Origin of the sequence: Tropicimonas sp. (assembly GCF_047971885.1) — a bacterium.
Taxonomy (GTDB): domain Bacteria; phylum Pseudomonadota; class Alphaproteobacteria; order Rhodobacterales; family Rhodobacteraceae; genus Tropicimonas.
Genome location: NZ_JBKEAE010000148.1, coordinates 1 through 14,366 on the forward strand (window position 1 = coordinate 1; position 14,366 = coordinate 14,366).

Annotated in this window: 13 protein-coding genes and 1 tRNA gene; 7 read left to right on the forward strand and 7 right to left on the reverse strand. The window is 66.3% G+C overall.

The annotated features are described in order from the left end of the window. Positions 1-207: 207 nt before the first annotated feature. Positions 208-284, reverse strand: a tRNA-Met gene (locus ACK5IR_RS12630). A gap of 172 nt (positions 285-456) precedes the next feature. Between ACK5IR_RS12630 and ACK5IR_RS12635 the strand changes: the two genes are divergently transcribed. The 7 genes from ACK5IR_RS12635 (at position 457) to upp (ending at position 7,857) form a co-directional block, all read left to right on the forward strand. Then, the gene (locus ACK5IR_RS12635; RefSeq protein WP_416929445.1) at positions 457-2,133 is read left to right on the forward strand and encodes an alpha/beta hydrolase; all 1,677 of its coding nucleotides are present in this window, start codon (positions 457-459) and stop codon (positions 2,131-2,133) included. Between the two features lie 15 nt (positions 2,134-2,148). Beyond that, positions 2,149-3,021 (forward strand): dienelactone hydrolase family protein, encoded by an 873-nt coding sequence (locus ACK5IR_RS12640; RefSeq protein WP_416929447.1) that lies wholly within the window; start codon positions 2,149-2,151, stop codon positions 3,019-3,021. A 297-nt stretch (positions 3,022-3,318) separates the two neighbouring features. Further along, on the forward strand, positions 3,319-3,723 hold the full coding sequence (locus ACK5IR_RS12645) for a cytidine deaminase (protein WP_416929449.1): 405 nt from the start codon (positions 3,319-3,321) through the stop codon (positions 3,721-3,723). A gap of 4 nt (positions 3,724-3,727) precedes the next feature. After that, the gene (locus ACK5IR_RS12650) at positions 3,728-5,038 is read left to right on the forward strand and encodes a thymidine phosphorylase (protein ID WP_416929451.1); all 1,311 of its coding nucleotides are present in this window, start codon (positions 3,728-3,730) and stop codon (positions 5,036-5,038) included. Continuing rightward, positions 5,035-6,249, forward strand: coding sequence for a phosphopentomutase (locus ACK5IR_RS12655; protein WP_416929453.1), 1,215 nt, complete (start codon positions 5,035-5,037; stop codon positions 6,247-6,249). Before ACK5IR_RS12650 ends, ACK5IR_RS12655 begins: the two co-directional genes overlap by 4 nt. Next, positions 6,246-7,232 carry an adenosine deaminase gene (locus tag ACK5IR_RS12660; RefSeq protein ID WP_416929455.1) on the forward strand — a complete coding sequence of 329 codons (987 nt, stop codon included), beginning with the start codon at positions 6,246-6,248 and terminating at the stop codon, positions 7,230-7,232. The genes ACK5IR_RS12655 and ACK5IR_RS12660 overlap by 4 nt, the downstream gene beginning before the upstream one ends. Continuing rightward, entirely contained in the window at positions 7,225-7,857 is a 633-nt protein-coding gene (gene upp / locus ACK5IR_RS12665; RefSeq protein WP_416929457.1) for a uracil phosphoribosyltransferase, read from the forward strand. The genes ACK5IR_RS12660 and upp overlap by 8 nt, the downstream gene beginning before the upstream one ends. Before the next feature lie 228 nt (positions 7,858-8,085). Here the strand turns inward: upp and ACK5IR_RS12670 are convergent, their stop codons facing one another. From ACK5IR_RS12670 to ACK5IR_RS12695, 6 genes are all read right to left on the reverse strand, one after another. Continuing rightward, complete coding sequence (locus tag ACK5IR_RS12670; RefSeq protein ID WP_416929459.1) at positions 8,086-9,102, reverse strand: hypothetical protein; 1,017 nt, start codon at positions 9,100-9,102, stop codon at positions 8,086-8,088. 94 nt (positions 9,103-9,196) lie between these two features. Beyond that, entirely contained in the window at positions 9,197-11,122 is a 1,926-nt protein-coding gene (gene dxs / locus ACK5IR_RS12675; protein ID WP_416929461.1) for a 1-deoxy-D-xylulose-5-phosphate synthase, read from the reverse strand. A gap of 52 nt (positions 11,123-11,174) precedes the next feature. After that, positions 11,175-12,047 carry a polyprenyl synthetase family protein gene (locus ACK5IR_RS12680; protein WP_416929463.1) on the reverse strand — a complete coding sequence of 291 codons (873 nt, stop codon included), beginning with the start codon at positions 12,045-12,047 and terminating at the stop codon, positions 11,175-11,177. Beyond that, positions 12,044-12,286, reverse strand: a complete 243-nt coding sequence (locus ACK5IR_RS12685) for an exodeoxyribonuclease VII small subunit (protein ID WP_416929465.1) — start codon at positions 12,284-12,286, stop codon at positions 12,044-12,046. Before ACK5IR_RS12685 ends, ACK5IR_RS12680 begins: the two co-directional genes overlap by 4 nt. A 192-nt stretch (positions 12,287-12,478) precedes the next feature. Further along, the gene (locus ACK5IR_RS12690; protein ID WP_416929467.1) at positions 12,479-13,843 is read right to left on the reverse strand and encodes an FAD-dependent oxidoreductase; all 1,365 of its coding nucleotides are present in this window, start codon (positions 13,841-13,843) and stop codon (positions 12,479-12,481) included. Positions 13,844-13,942: 99 nt separating this feature from the next. Continuing rightward, positions 13,943-14,155 (reverse strand): transposase, encoded by a 213-nt coding sequence (locus tag ACK5IR_RS12695; RefSeq protein WP_416929468.1) that lies wholly within the window; start codon positions 14,153-14,155, stop codon positions 13,943-13,945. Between the last annotated feature and the right edge of the window lie 211 nt (positions 14,156-14,366).

Here is a 14,366-nt window from a genome sequence, read left to right on the forward strand (position 1 = left end):
CCTGCTCCTTGATCATCCCGATGATCTGCGCCTCGGTGAAACGGCTGTTCCTCATTCGTCTGCTCCTTCGCGGTTGGGCAGACTCTACATCAGACTGAGGGAACTTCCGGGGGGCAGGTCAGTTGAGTTGGTGTTGAGTCGCGGGCTTGGTATTATGATACCACATGACCGATCAAGCCGTAACGCACTGATATAGATGCTAGATTTTGGTTGCGGGGGTAGGATTTGAACCTACGACCTTCAGGTTATGAGCCTGACGAGCTACCGGGCTGCTCCACCCCGCGCCAAGAGCCGCTTATCTAGGCCCGGTTGAGAGCGGCCGCAAGGGGAAAAGCGACTGGCCGACACAAAAACATCACATGCCGGGATTGCCGGTTTCTGAACGGTGCGCTTGGGTGTCGGGGATCGGCGTGCTATCTGCATGCTATCCGGTTATCGGCTAAATCGGGGTCTTGCATGGCTGAAATGGATGGGCGCTCGTCAGGTTCCGGCAGGCCGGGGGAGGGATGGGGGCTCAGGGCACCGGGAATCGTCGTGGCCGCGCTGTGTTTCGGGGCGGCGCTGACGCCGTCGCTTCTGCCGCGCGATCCGGTGATTCACGGTGTGCTGGGCGGTGTGGTGGCGGCTCTGGGATACTGGGTCGCGACATATGCCTACTGGTTCTGGAAATTCCTTCAATTGCCGTTACCCGACCCGCAACGCACACGGGCGCTTCGCCTGGTTTCCGCCGGCGTGGCGGTGGTTATCGCCGCGGCGTTTCTTTCCCGAGCGGCGGAGTGGCAGAACGTGACGCGGGCGATCATGAATCTCGGGCCTGTCGAAACGCCGCAGCCGCTCAGGCTTGGCGCGGTGGCGCTCGGTGTCTTTCTGGTGATGATTCTTCTCGGGCGGATAGTCGGGTTTCTGATGTGGCGGTTCGACGCGTTGCTCAAGCGCTTTCTCCCGCCACGCATCGGCTTGTTCCTGGGGTTCGTGCTGGCGCTCTGTCTGGTGTGGACTGCGGTGGACGGGGTATTCGTCCGCCGCGTGCTCGAGGCGGCGGATGCCTCGTTCGAGGCGGCGGATTTACTGATCGAGCCCGATACGGAAAAACCCGACGATCCGCTCAGGACCGGCAGTTCCGATTCGCTGATCCGGTGGGAGGAAATGGGCAGGTGGGGGCGAAGCTATGTCTCCAGGGCCCCCACCGCAGAGGAGATCTCGACCTTTGCGGGTGAAGGTGCAATGGACCCCGTCCGCGTCTATGTCGGGCGGCGTTCCGCCCGCACGCCGCAGCAGCGCGCCGATCTGGCCCTGAAGGAACTGATCCGTGTCGGTGGATTCGATCGCAAGGCGCTTGTCGTCATGGTGCCGGTCGGTACCGGCTGGATGGACCCCGGTTCGCACGATGCGTTCGATTTCATGCTCGGCGGCGATTCGGCCACGGTTGCGGTGCAGTATTCGTACCTGACGAGTTTCCTGTCGATCACCCTGCACCCGGAGTACGGGATCGACCAGGCCGGCGCGCTGTTCGACACGATCTATGAGCACTGGACAAACCTGCCCGAAGATTCCCGGCCCGCGCTCTATGTGCACGGCCTGAGCCAGGGCGCCTTCAACTCCGAGATGACACTCCGCCTGCTCGATCTTCTGGAGGACCCGATCGACGGGGCGTTCTGGGCCGGGTCTCCGTTCCTCAGCCCCATGTGGGCACAGATGCGCGACAACCGTCAGCCGGGCAGCCCGGCATGGCGCCCGCGCTGGGGCAACGGATCGCTCGCGCGGGCGCTCAACCAGCAGGGGTTCGACCCGCTGATAACCGGGGACTGGGGGCCGATCCGGCTCGCTTTCCTGAACTACGGCAGCGATCCGATCGTGAATTTCACCTTCAGCAGCGCCATTCGCCCGCCCGACTGGATGAAGGCGCCGCGCGCGCCCGATGTGTCCGACAGGCTGCCGTGGATTCCGGGGGTCACGATGTTCCAGATCGCGATGGACATGATCGTATCGCTTCAGGTGCCACGGTTCGGCCATTTCTACATCGCGCCGGATTATATTGACGGATGGGCTGCGGTGGTGCAGCCCGAGGGGTGGAACGGTCAGCGCGCGGCAGCGCTCAAGGATATCTTCGCGCATCGCCCGCCGCCGTGGTGAACCGGGATGCGTAGGATGATGATATGGATCGCGGCAGGGATTCTGGTGGCCGTCGGGGTCGCGGCGCTGGTGGGGTGCAATACCTATCTGCGCTATCAGGGCCGGACCGTCGCCCGGGTCGAGCCGCAGACGCTGGCCGGAATGCTGCGTCCCGGCTATCGCGTCCGGCTGCCCGATGGCGACGGGCCGTTTCCCACCGCGTTGTTGTTCTCCGGCTGCGACGGGCCGAAGGACAGTCTGGATTTCTGGTCCGATACGCTCAACGCCATGGGCTGGGGCACGGTTGTCGTCGACAGCCACGGACCGCGCGGTTACGACCGGGCGCAGATCTGGCGCCTGATCTGTGTCGGGCAGTTGCTGACGGGGGGTGAGCGGGCGGGCGATATCGCCGTGGCGATCGACGATGTGCGCGCCATGCCCGGAGTCGATCCGGACAACCTGGTGCTGATCGGCGCCTCCCACGGCGGATGGTCGATCCTCGACCTGCTGTCGCTGCGCGACCGGGGCCGTCTGCCCTTCAACCTGAGCCGCTGGCCCGACAGCATCGCGGCGCGCGGGCTGGAGGGCGTTCGCGGCATGATCCTGCTCTATCCCTATTGCGGAATGGGCAGTCAGGTTTCGCGCCATGGCTGGGCCGAGGATATTCCGGCCCTGTTTCTGCTGGTAGAGGGCGACAGCATCGCCGACGAGGATTCGTGCAAGGGCGTCGCCGGGCGGATGCGGCAAAGCGGCAAGGACATCGAGGTGCATGTCCTTCGCGATGCGACGCATGGCTTCGACCAGAAGGAAAAGAACTTCATGAGCACGCTTGAATTCTCACCCGAGGCAACTGCCGAGGCAGTAGGATACGCGCGCCGCTTTCTCGACCGGGTTGTCGAAGGGCACTGAGCATCCGGGCAGGAACCTGCGGCCCATGCCCGGGGTTGAAGGTTCACTCCGCGGATAGAGTCCGGCTGTGAGCGGTCCCAAACGCTCCGTCCGCGCCTCGCCGTTCAGAAAAGACCGCTCGTGTAGCAGGTTTCCGTGCGACGCTGGAATCGCCTCGCGCGGCCGGCTTCAACCTGCCCCGGCGCTGCCGGCCGCCGGCAAGGCGTGGGGTGATGGTGGATTCGAAAGGGGTTGGGCCGCCGCAAGGCTTGCAACGCGCGATGCGTCGTAACAGACTGCGGGAAAAGGGAGGATCCGATGCCACGCGCGGAACTGATCGCGGCCGCACGCGCCATACGTGAAAACGCCTATGTCCCCTATTCCCGCTTCAAGGTTGGCGCGGCCCTGCGTACCCCCGATGGTGCGGTGTTTGCCGGCTGCAACGTCGAGAACGCGGCCTATCCCGAAGGCACCTGCGCCGAGGCCGGAGCAATCGCGGCGATGGTGGCTGCAGGCCGGTACCGGATCGCCGAAGTTGCGGTGATCGCCGACAGCCCGACGCCGGTGACACCCTGCGGCGGTTGCCGGCAAAAGCTGCGCGAGTTTGCGATCTCGGGCGAGATGCCGGTAACCATGGCTACGCTCGACGGGGGTGAGCTGACGCTGACGATTGCCGAACTGCTGCCCGGCGCCTTCGGGCCGAACCACATGCAAAAGGCGTGATCCGATGGAAGCCAGGCATATCCTCGCAACGCTGCGAAAGGGGGAGGCACCCGGCCCGGAGGAGCTTGCGTGGTTCGGCGGCGCCATCGCAACGGGGGCGGTGAGCGACGCGCAGGTCGGCGCCTTTGCCATGGGTATCTGCCGCACACCGCTGCCGGAGGAGGCGCGCGTGGCGCTGACGCTGGCAATGCGCGACAGCGGCGAGGTGATGCGGTGGGAGCTTCCCGGCCCGGTGGCCGACAAGCATTCGACCGGCGGCGTGGGCGATTGCGTCTCGCTGCCGCTTGCGCCGGCGCTCGCCGCCTGCGGCGCCTATGTGCCGATGATCTCGGGGCGCGGGCTGGGCCATACGGGGGGCACGCTCGACAAGCTCGAATCGATCCCCGGCTATACTGCCGAGGTCTCGCGCGACCGGTTGCGCGGGATCGTGGCCGAAACCGGCTGCGCCATCGTTGGTGCCAGCGCCGATATCGCACCGGCCGACAAGCGGCTCTATGCGATCCGCGACGTGACCGGCACGGTCGAGAGCATCGATCTCATCACCGCGTCGATCCTGTCGAAAAAGCTCGCGGCGGGGCTCGACGCGCTGATCCTCGATGTCAAATGCGGCTCGGGCGCCTTCATGAAGGACAGGGCAGGAGCCGGGGCGCTGGCCGGCTCGCTGGTCGGCACCGCCGAGGGCGCCGGTTGCCGCACCGGTGCGCTGATCACCGACATGGACGCGCCGCTGATCGGATCGGCGGGCAACGCGCTCGAGGTTGCCGAGGCGATGAAGACGCTGACCTGTGAGGCGATATCGGAACCGCTGTGGGATCTGACCGTCGCGCTTGGCGGGGCGCTGCTGGCGCTCTGCGGGCTTGCCGGTGATGCCGCGGCCCGGGAAGCCCGGATCGGGGCGGCGCTGCGTTCTGGCGCCGCGGCCGAGACGTTCGAGCGGATGATTGCCGCACTCGGCGGGCCGGCGGATTTCGTCGGTGCCTGGCGGCGCTATCTGCCGGCAGCACCGGTCGCACGGGCGGTTTTTGCCGAACACCCGGGAAAGGTTGCTGCGATCGATACCGAGACGATCGGGCGCGCCGTGGTTTCTCTGGGCGGCGGGCGCCTGCGCGAGGGCGATGCGCTCGATCATTCGGTCGGCTTCTCGATGCTTGCCGGTATCGGCGAGACGGTGGACCGCAACATGCCGCTTGCCGAGGTGCACGCCGCCACCGAGGCGGCGGCGGACAGGGCGGCTGCCGCGCTGCGCGCGGCCTATCTGGTGACGGAAAACGGCGCCGACCCGGCGCCACTGATTCAACAAAGGATCAACGCATGAGCCGTGCCTTCCTTGTGGTCATGGATTCGGTCGGATGCGGCGGCGCGCCGGACGCGGACCGCTTTTTCAACGACGGTATGCCCGATACCGGCGCCAACACGCTCCTGCACATTGCCGAGGCCTGCAACGAAGGCCGCGCCGAGAATGGCCGCAGCGGCCCGCTGAGCCTGCCGGTGCTGGACGAACTGGGACTTGGCGCGGTGATCCGGCTGGCCTCGGGCGGCGAGGCGCCGGGGCTCGGCGCTGTGCCCGCCGGAACGTGGGGTGCGGCGACCGAGACCTCGCCCGGCAAGGATACGCCCTCGGGGCACTGGGAACTGGCCGGCGTGCCGGTGCCCTGGCAATGGCACTATTTCCCCGACACCTCCCCCGCCTTTCCCGAATCGCTCACCCGCCATGTGTGCGAACTGGCGGGCACACCGGCGATCCTCGGCAATTGTCACGCGTCGGGCACCGAGATTCTCGAGCGACTGGGAGCCGAGCACATGCGTACCGGCTGGCCGATCTGCTATACTTCGGCCGACAGCGTGTTCCAGATCGCCGCGCACGAGGAAATCTTTGGCGAACCGCGCCTGCAGGAGCTTTGCCGGCGCCTTGCCCCGATGCTGCACGAGATGAAGGTCGGCCGCGTCATCTCGCGCCCGTTCATCGGCACCTATGCCGAGGGCTTTGCCCGCACCGGGAACCGGCACGATTATGCCATCGCACCGCCCGAGCCGACCCTTTGCGACTGGGTGCAGGAAGCCGGCGGACGGGTGCAGGCGGTGGGAAAGATCGGCGATATCTTCTCGATGGAAGGTATCGACGAGGTGCGCAAGGGCCCCGACGCGGTGCTGATGGCGCATCTGGCCGATCATGTCGAACGCGCGCCGGACGGCAGCCTGACCTTTGCCAATTTCGTCGAGTTCGACAGCCTCTATGGCCACCGGCGCGACGTGTCGGGATACGCCCGCGCGCTGGAATGGTTCGACGAGGAGATCGCCCGCCTGATCGACCGCCTGCGTCCGGGCGACCTGATGGTGATCACCGCCGATCACGGCAACGATCCGACCTGGGCGGGAACCGATCACACACGCGAGCGTGTTCCGGTTCTCTGCGCCGGGATCGGCAGCGGCACAGCGGGTCAGATCGCCTTTACCGATGTCGCCGCCAGCATCGCCGCACATCTCGGCGTGCCGTCCTTCGGGCCGGGGCGGAGCTTTCTTGCATGAAATCGCTGCCCAAGGTGGAACTGCACCTGCATCTCGAAGGTGCCGCGCCGCCCGCCTTCGTGCGCGGACTGGCGGCGGAAAAATCCATCGACCTGCGCGGCATCTTCGATGAGCGGGGCGATTACGCCTATGACGGGTTCATCGATTTCCTGCGCGTCTACGAGGCCGCAACCGCGGTCCTGCAAAGCCCCGAGGATTACGCGCGCCTTACCGCCACGGTGCTGGCGGAACTTGCCGCCGAAGGCGTGATCTATGCCGAAACCTTCGTTTCTCCCGATTTCTGCGGCGGCGGCGATCTGGCTGCCTGGCGCGAATACCTCGCCGCCATGCACGAGGCCGCCCGGCGCGCCGAGGTGGTGGACGGCATCGTTCTGAAGGGAATCGTCACGCCGATCCGCCATTTCGGCCCCGAGCGCGCCAGGGCGCCGGCGCTCTGTGCCGCCGAGACGGCGGGCGATTTCATCACCGGTTTCGGGCTGGGCGGGAACGAAAGCGTCGGCCGGCCGCGCGATTTCGCCTGGGGCTTCGACTGCGCCCGCGAAGCCGGTCTGCGCCTGACCTGCCATGCCGGCGAATGGGCCGGGCCCGACAGTGTACGCGGCGCGGTCAGGGATCTGCGGGTCGAACGCATCGGCCACGGCGTGCGGGCCATCGAGGATCCGGCGCTGGTCGGAGACCTTGCCGAACGCGGGATCGTACTCGAGGTCTGTCCGGGTTCGAACATCGCGCTCGGCCTTTTTCCGGACTGGAAATCGCACCCTGTGGCGCGGCTGCGCGAGGCAGGGGTACCGGTCACCGTCTCGACCGACGATCCGCCCTTCTTTCACACGACGATGACGCGCGAATACGAGCGTCTTGCGGCGGCCACGGGATGGGACGAGGCGGAATTTCGCGCCATCAACCGGGTTGCCGCCGGGGCCGCGTTCTGCGATTCCGATACCCGGGATGCGCTTCTGAAGAGACTGGAAAAGCCCGATGTATGACCACCTGACCGTCGTCGATCACCCGCTGGTGCAGCACAAGCTGACCCTGATGCGCGAAAGGGAGGCTTCGACCGCCAAGTTCCGCCAGCTTCTGCGCGAAATCAGCCAGCTTCTCGCCTACGAGGTGACATTCGACATGGAAATGGAGGAGGTCGAGATCGAGACGCCGCTCACCAGGATGATGGCGCCCAAGCTGTCGGGCAAGAAACTGGCGCTGATCTCGATCCTGCGGGCGGGCAACGGGCTGCTCGACGGAATCCTCGAACTGGTACCCGGCGCGCGGGTCGGTTTTGTCGGTCTCTACCGCGACCCCGAGACGCTGAAGCCGGTGCAATACTACTTCAAGGTGCCCGAGGACCTGCCCAACCGGCTGGTGATCGTGGTCGATCCGATGCTGGCGACCGGCAATTCCTCGGTCGCGGCCATCGACCTGCTGAAAAAGGCCGGGGCGACCGATATCCGCTTCCTCTGCCTGCTGGCCGCCCCCGAAGGCGTGGCGCGGATGAAAGAGGCGCATCCGGACGTTCCCATCGTCACCGCCTCGCTCGACAGCCACCTGAACGACCATGGGTATATCGTGCCCGGCCTCGGCGATGCAGGCGACAGGATGTTCGGCACGAAGTAGGTAAAGAGAAATTAACCAAATAACTCTTTACTCGATTCCGCCGATCCTGCATGATTCGCGCCAAGATGTAGTGCAGACGTCAAATTGTCGTGGCTGACCACAGGTTGCGGCCCAAAAAAAGAATTTCGTGACGATTTCGGGACATATGGCAGGTCTCATTCAGGCAAACGCCCCGCGCATTCGGATGTCGCGGGGCGTCGTCTTTCGGGTGTATCGCCACCGCGCTGATCAGGTGCCGCAGATTTCCTGCAACGCCACCCAGTCGGCGTCGGTCAGCAGCGGTTTTGTCACATGCCCCCGCATCGGATCGGATTCGATCAGATCGAGTGTGGTTTCGCCGGTTACATCCAGCGCATAGGCATATGGGGAGGAGGAAACCCCGGCGGCGGCGAACCGCTTCAGAAGCGCGCGCCGGTCTACCGGTGCCGGTTGCGCGGAAATCAGTTGCTCGGCATAGGCGCGGATGGCGCCGTCGGGCAGATGCCCGGTGGTCAGCAGGCGGAAGGTCGGAACGGGGCCTGCCGATTCGAGCAAGGTCTGTACCGGATCGTCCGCCGCGCGGCGCTGCGCCTCGGCAAGGATATGGCCGGCGACGACATCGGGGGATTCGTGATCCTCGACCAGCGCGCGGTTGATCAGGATCGTCCCGCCCGGCAGCGACATGGATTCGGCCACCCCCTCGCGCAGCACCAGTATGCTGCCCTTTCCCGGGCCGATCAGCCGCGTGTGGAGCCGGCCGAGCGCCTGATCGCCGCGTGCCGACCGGCAGGGCGCACCGGAGACGCGGCCGATCGCGCGCAGCAGTTCGGCGCCGATCTCGGCCCGCGTAGGTTCGGGCACAACCGAGACCGTATGCCTGACCAGGGCGTCGGGCAGCCAGAACAGGGCGATCGCCACGACCGCCGCCAGTACAAGCGCCACCACACCGGTGCGCAGCCGCCCCGGATGCGGACGGCCGCGCAAAACCGCGCTGCGCACCGTCTCGATGGCGTTGATCATCGTGCCGTCTTCGATCTCCAGCGTCTCGGCGCCATCGGCCGAAGGAGTGTAGAGCGCCGGGCGCGTTCCCTTGTTGATCCGCACCACCGCGGCGAGCGACCAGTGGCTCAGTGCCCGGTCGTTCCTGTCCGATATCACCAGCGAGGTATCGCCGAACGAGACGATCACATCCCGCCGCTGCGCCTGCGGATCGGCGCGCCAGATACCTGGGGCTTCCAGCCGGGAATATTTCGTGAGCGCCGTCATGGCCTGTGTTATGGGGCTGCCTTGCCTCGATTGGCGCGAAGATAGCCGAGCCTGCGTGGCCCGACAATCACCTGCCGGCCGGCGTCTTCCCGCTTCAGGCCCGCGCCGCGCCGATACGGGCCACACCCAGCAGGTCGAGCACCCTGGCCTCGATATCGCCGGCGTTCATCGCCGCGACGGCGTACATCTCGCGCGGGCTGGCCTGATCGATGAAGATGTCGGGCAGGACCATCGAACGGAATTTCAACCCGTGATCAAAGACACCCTCATCGGCAAGAAGCTGCGCCACATGGCTGCCGAAGCCGCCGACGGCGCCTTCCTCGATGGTGATCAGCGCCTCGTGATCCCGTACCAGTTTCAGGATCAGGTCGCGGTCGAGCGGCTTGGCGAACCGGGCATCGGCGATCGTCGGCGTGATGCCGCGCCGGGCCAGCGCATCGGCGGCCTGTTCGGCCTCGCTCAGCCGTGTGCCGAACGACAGGATCGCCACACCCGAACCCGCGCGGACAATCCGGCCCTTGCCGATTTCCAGCGGCACCCCGCGCTCGGGCATCTCGACGCCTACCCCTTCGCCGCGCGGGAAGCGAAAGGCGATGGGCCCTTCGTCATGGGCCACGGCGGTGGCCACCATGTGCTTCAGTTCGGCCTCGTCCGCGGCGGCCATCACGACGAATCCGGGCAGGTTGGCAAGGAATGCGATATCGAACGAACCGGCATGCGTCGCCCCGTCCGCCCCGACCAGCCCGGCCCGGTCGATGGGAAAGCGCACCGGCAGGCGCTGGATCGCCACATCGTGCACCACCTGATCGTAGCCGCGTTGCAGGAAGGTCGAATAGAGCGCGCAGAACGGCTTGAGCCCGCCCGCCGCCTGACCGGCGGCGAAGGTCACCGCGTGCTGTTCGGCGATCCCGACGTCGAAACAGCGCGACGGGTAGCGCTCGGCGAAGAGGTTGAGCCCGGTGCCGTCCGGCATCGCGGCGGTGATCGCGGTGATCCGGTCGTCCTCGGCGGCGTGCTGAAGCAGCGCCTCGGCAAAAACCCGGGTATAGGAAGGCGCGTTGCTTGGTGTTTTCTTCTGCGCCCCGGTCACGACATCGAACTTGCCCACCCCGTGCCCGCGATCGAGCGCCCGTTCGGCCGGGGCATACCCCTTGCCCTTTCTGGTAATCGCATGGATAAGCACCGGCCCGTCGGCGCGCGCCTTGACCGTGCGCAGCACCGACAGCAGCATCGGGATGCTGTGCCCGTCGATGGGGCCGATGTATTCGAAACCCAGTTCCTCGAACAGCGTGCCGCCGACGGCGGCGTGCTTGAAGACATCGCGCGCGCGCCGGGCCCCCTCGTAGAAGGGCTCGGGCAGCAGGCTGAGCGCGCCCTTGGCCGCCGCCTTGAGGTCGTGAAACGGTGCGCCTGCGTAGAGCCGCGACAGGTAGGAGGAAAGTGCGCCCACCGGTGGCGCGATCGACATTTCGTTGTCGTTCAGGATCACGCTCAGCCGTTTGTCGAGGTGCCCGGCGTTGTACATCGCCTCGAAGGCCATCCCGGCGCTCATCGACCCGTCGCCGATCACCGCGATGGCATCGCCGATCCCGTGATCGGTCGCTCCGCCCAGATCGCGCGCCGTGGCAAAACCCAGCGCCGCCGAAATCGAGGTGGAACTGTGCGCCGTGCCGAACGGGTCGTAAGGCGATTCAGATCGCTTGGTGAAGCCCGACAATCCGTCCTTCTGGCGCAGAGTGCGGATACGGTCGCGCCGCCCGGTCAGGATCTTGTGCGGATAGCACTGGTGCGAAACGTCCCAGATCAGCTTGTCGCGGGGGGTGTCGAAAACCGCATGAAGCGCGACGGTCAGTTCGACCACGCCCAGCCCGGCGCCCAGATGGCCGCCGGTTTCCGACACCGCGCTGATCGTCTCGGCCCGAAGCTCGTCGGCGAGCCGCACCAGCTCGTCGTCGGTAAAGCGCTTCAGGTCGGCCGGGGTATGAACCCGGTCCAGCAGGGGGGTGACTGGTCGCACCATGGCTCGGCCCTCCAGCGGCCGTTGCTCCCCGGGCGCATCCGCCGCGCCGGGGTCAGTTCTCGCGCGTGACGACAAAGCGGGCTGCCTCCCGCAGTGTCTCCGCCGCCGATCCGTAGGGAGATAGCGCCGATATGGCCTCTTCCACAAGGGCTTCGGCCCGTTTCGAGGCGCCTTCTTCGCCCAGAATCGAAACGAAGGTCGCCTTGCCGGCATCGCTGTCCTTGCGCAGCCGCTTGCCGGTCTGCGCCACGTCGCCCCGCACGTCGAGCAGATCGTCTGCGATCTGGAAGGCAAGGCCAAGCGCGGTTGCGTAGCGGGCAAGTGGCGCCGGGTCGGCCCGGCCCAGTACCGCGCCGGCCTCGGCCGACCAGCGGATCAGCGCGCCGGTCTTGTTGGCCTGAAGTTCGGTGATCCGGTCCAGGGTCAGCGGCGCCTCGGCGGTTTCGGCTGCGATATCCAGCGCCTGCCCCAGCACCATGCCGCGCGCTCCGGCGGCACCCGCCAGCGAGGCGACAAGGGTTGCGACCGCAGCCGGGGCGGCGGTGTCGCCGGTCCGGGCCAGCAGCCCGAAGGCCAGCGATTGCAGGGCATCGCCGGCGAGGATCGCCGTCGCCTCGTCCCAACGGACATGCACGGTGGGCTGTCCGCGGCGCAGATCGTCATCGTCCATCGCCGGCAGATCGTCGTGGATCAGCGAATAGGCATGCATGGCCTCGACGGCGGCGGCGGGCCAGATGGCCCGATCGGCGGTCACGCCGAACATTGCGGCGCTTTCCAGAACCAGAAAACCGCGCAGACCCTTGCCGCCCGAGGTCGCATAACGCATTGCCGCGACCACCGGCACATCGGGGAAGGAGCGGAGTTCAGCGGCAATGCAGGCCCTGACGCGGGCCGCGTCCGCCGCCAGTGTGTCACGAAAGGTCATTTCGTCTCGAACGGCGTCGTTCCGGTCGGGTTACCGTCGGCATCGATGGTGATCGCGGCGACCTTTTCCTCCGCGGCCTTGAGTTGCGCCTCGCAGCGCTTCTTCAGCGCCTCGCCGCGTTCATAAAGCGTGATGGATTGCTCCAGTTCCACATCGCCCCGTTCGAGCTGGCTCACGACACGTTCAAGTTCCGCCATCGCCTCTTCGAAGCTCATTCCGGATACCGGTTTCTCGCTCATGCTCCCGCTCCATCAGCACCTTGACATGGGCCGCGACGCCTGCGGCAAGCGCCTCAAGATCACAGCCGCCGCCGAGAGTCGAGACCGGGCCGCCGCCGGCAGGCGGCTCGGCAGGATCGTGCAAATTCCCCGCCGGCGGGCGGATACGGGCAGCACGAGCCTGATCGGCCCGCCATCGCGACCGGCTCGATTCTAGTCGATCCGCACACCCTGCCGTTTCAATTCGTCCTGCACCGCCGTCAGATCGATCCCGGCCGGATCGCGGCCCGAACGGACGGCCTGCGCCGCCGCCACACCGGCACCCTGTCCGACAACCGCGCAACAGGACATGTTGCGCGTCGCTGCATGGGCGATCCGGTCACCACCGATGGAGCGGCCTGCCACCAGCAGCCCGCGCAGCTTCTTCGGCAGCATCGCGCGATAGGGAAGCTGCATGTAGCGCCCGGTGGTGGGCAGGATCAGGATACCGTAGCCGTCGATGAATTCGGGATAGATGCCAATGGAATCCCCGAACCTTCCCTGTTCGCGCACATCGCGTTCGGTCATGTTGTAGACTGCATCGAGCTTGCGGGTATCGCGGATGCCGATGGTCATGCCGAAATTGCGCAGCCGCGCTGCCGCGCAGCCCGGCATGAAGCGTTTCAGCGCCTCGATGGCCAGCATCGCCTGCCGCCGCCCCTCCATCTCGCCGCGGGTCAGGCTGTCGGGGTCGGTGCCGTCCACCCCGTCCAGATGGATCAGGTTCATGTAGGTCAGCTCGCCGCTGTCGTGCATCGCCCCCCATGTTCCGGCGATGGTGTTCAGGTGCGGCGGGATCAGCCCTTCCTCGATCGCCCGGTCGAAGGGCTTCTTGATGAAGGGCGAGAACATGTCGTCCTCCTTCCCCGAGGTCTCGATGGTCCACTCGCCGCCGCCGCCCCAGTCCCGGTAGGTCTGCGGATCGGCGCGGACTCCTTCCATGAAGGTGCGCTTGTCGACCCCGGCCAGGTGAAACATGACCGAGGCGGCCATCATCCTTTCGCGCGGGGTCAGGTTGACCGGCGCGCCGGCGCGGTGGGCCACATCGGCGTCGCCGGTGGCATCGATCACCACCTTGCCAAGGATCGCCTCGCGCCCCGCCTTGGATTCGGTGACAATTCCGGTAATCCGGTCGCCATCCATCACCGGGGCGACGAACTGGCGGTGCAGCATCGGGCGGATACCGGCTTCCTCGACCAGACGGTCGGCCACCAGCTTGAACCCCTCGCTGTCGATCTCGTAGCTGAGCGACTGGCTCTCCGGCACGGCGGCGCCCATCTCGCGGGCGCGGTCCTCGAACTCCCGGCCGATGCCCCCGGCCTCGATGGTGGCCTCGTGGCGGTACCAGGCGAAGCCCTCGACCCCGACGGCGGTGATGTTGCCGCCGAAACAGCCCAGCCGCTCGACCAGCGCCACGCTGACGCCCGCGCGCGCCGCCGCCAGCGCCGCGGCCAGCCCGCCCGGCCCCGACCCGACAACAACAACATCCGTCTCGTGGACGACATCCACCTTTCGGGCGGGTTCTGTGATCTGGCGCATTCCATGTTCCTGTGCTTGTCCCGAAGGGCCGGCGACCGGCCGGTTCCCGCGCGATCATGCTAGGACGGGTTGACCGGCGGCGCCAGTATCCAACCCGAGTTATGGATAAGTGACGCCCTTCACAGCGACTTTGGTTTTCGCGGGCATGTAGGCGGCAAGGCATGACAGGATGTGGACGAAGGCGTTTGTTGGAGACCGATGCCCGCCGCGCTCCGATCCCATTTCCGACTTCAGCTTGTCGAACAACGTCTCGACGACAAATCGCTTTTGTAACAATATCTTGTCGAACACTGGCATCAGATAGTTCTTCATGTTCGTATGCGTCCGGTGATTACACTGATGTCACGTCTTGACGGGATTTGTGGCTTTCCAGTTCCAGGGCAGGAGATCGTCGAGGCGGTTGGCGGTGTGGCCGTCGATCATGCGCTGAAGGATACCTGAAGGGCCGCAGTTCGCACAAGCTGCTGAGCGACAGGTTCGGCGGGATCGACAGCAACAGGTGGATATGGTCGCGGTTCACACT

Coding starts and splice junctions, on each gene's coding strand:
- ACK5IR_RS12635 (WP_416929445.1), top strand. CDS start 457: ATGGCTGAAATGGATGGGCGCTCGTCAGGTTCCGGCAGGCCGGGGGAG.
- ACK5IR_RS12655 (WP_416929453.1), top strand. CDS start 5,035: ATGAGCCGTGCCTTCCTTGTGGTCATGGATTCGGTCGGATGCGGCGGC.
- ACK5IR_RS12685 (WP_416929465.1), bottom strand. CDS start 12,286: ATGAGCGAGAAACCGGTATCCGGAATGAGCTTCGAAGAGGCGATGGCG.
- ACK5IR_RS12650 (WP_416929451.1), top strand. CDS start 3,728: ATGGAAGCCAGGCATATCCTCGCAACGCTGCGAAAGGGGGAGGCACCC.
- ACK5IR_RS12645 (WP_416929449.1), top strand. CDS start 3,319: ATGCCACGCGCGGAACTGATCGCGGCCGCACGCGCCATACGTGAAAAC.
- ACK5IR_RS12670 (WP_416929459.1), bottom strand. CDS start 9,102: ATGACGGCGCTCACGAAATATTCCCGGCTGGAAGCCCCAGGTATCTGG.
- ACK5IR_RS12640 (WP_416929447.1), top strand. CDS start 2,149: ATGATGATATGGATCGCGGCAGGGATTCTGGTGGCCGTCGGGGTCGCG.
- ACK5IR_RS12695 (WP_416929468.1), bottom strand. CDS start 14,155: ATGAAGAACTATCTGATGCCAGTGTTCGACAAGATATTGTTACAAAAG.
- ACK5IR_RS12680 (WP_416929463.1), bottom strand. CDS start 12,047: ATGACCTTTCGTGACACACTGGCGGCGGACGCGGCCCGCGTCAGGGCC.
- ACK5IR_RS12660 (WP_416929455.1), top strand. CDS start 6,246: ATGAAATCGCTGCCCAAGGTGGAACTGCACCTGCATCTCGAAGGTGCC.
- upp (WP_416929457.1), top strand. CDS start 7,225: ATGTATGACCACCTGACCGTCGTCGATCACCCGCTGGTGCAGCACAAG.
- dxs (WP_416929461.1), bottom strand. CDS start 11,122: ATGGTGCGACCAGTCACCCCCCTGCTGGACCGGGTTCATACCCCGGCC.
- ACK5IR_RS12690 (WP_416929467.1), bottom strand. CDS start 13,843: ATGCGCCAGATCACAGAACCCGCCCGAAAGGTGGATGTCGTCCACGAG.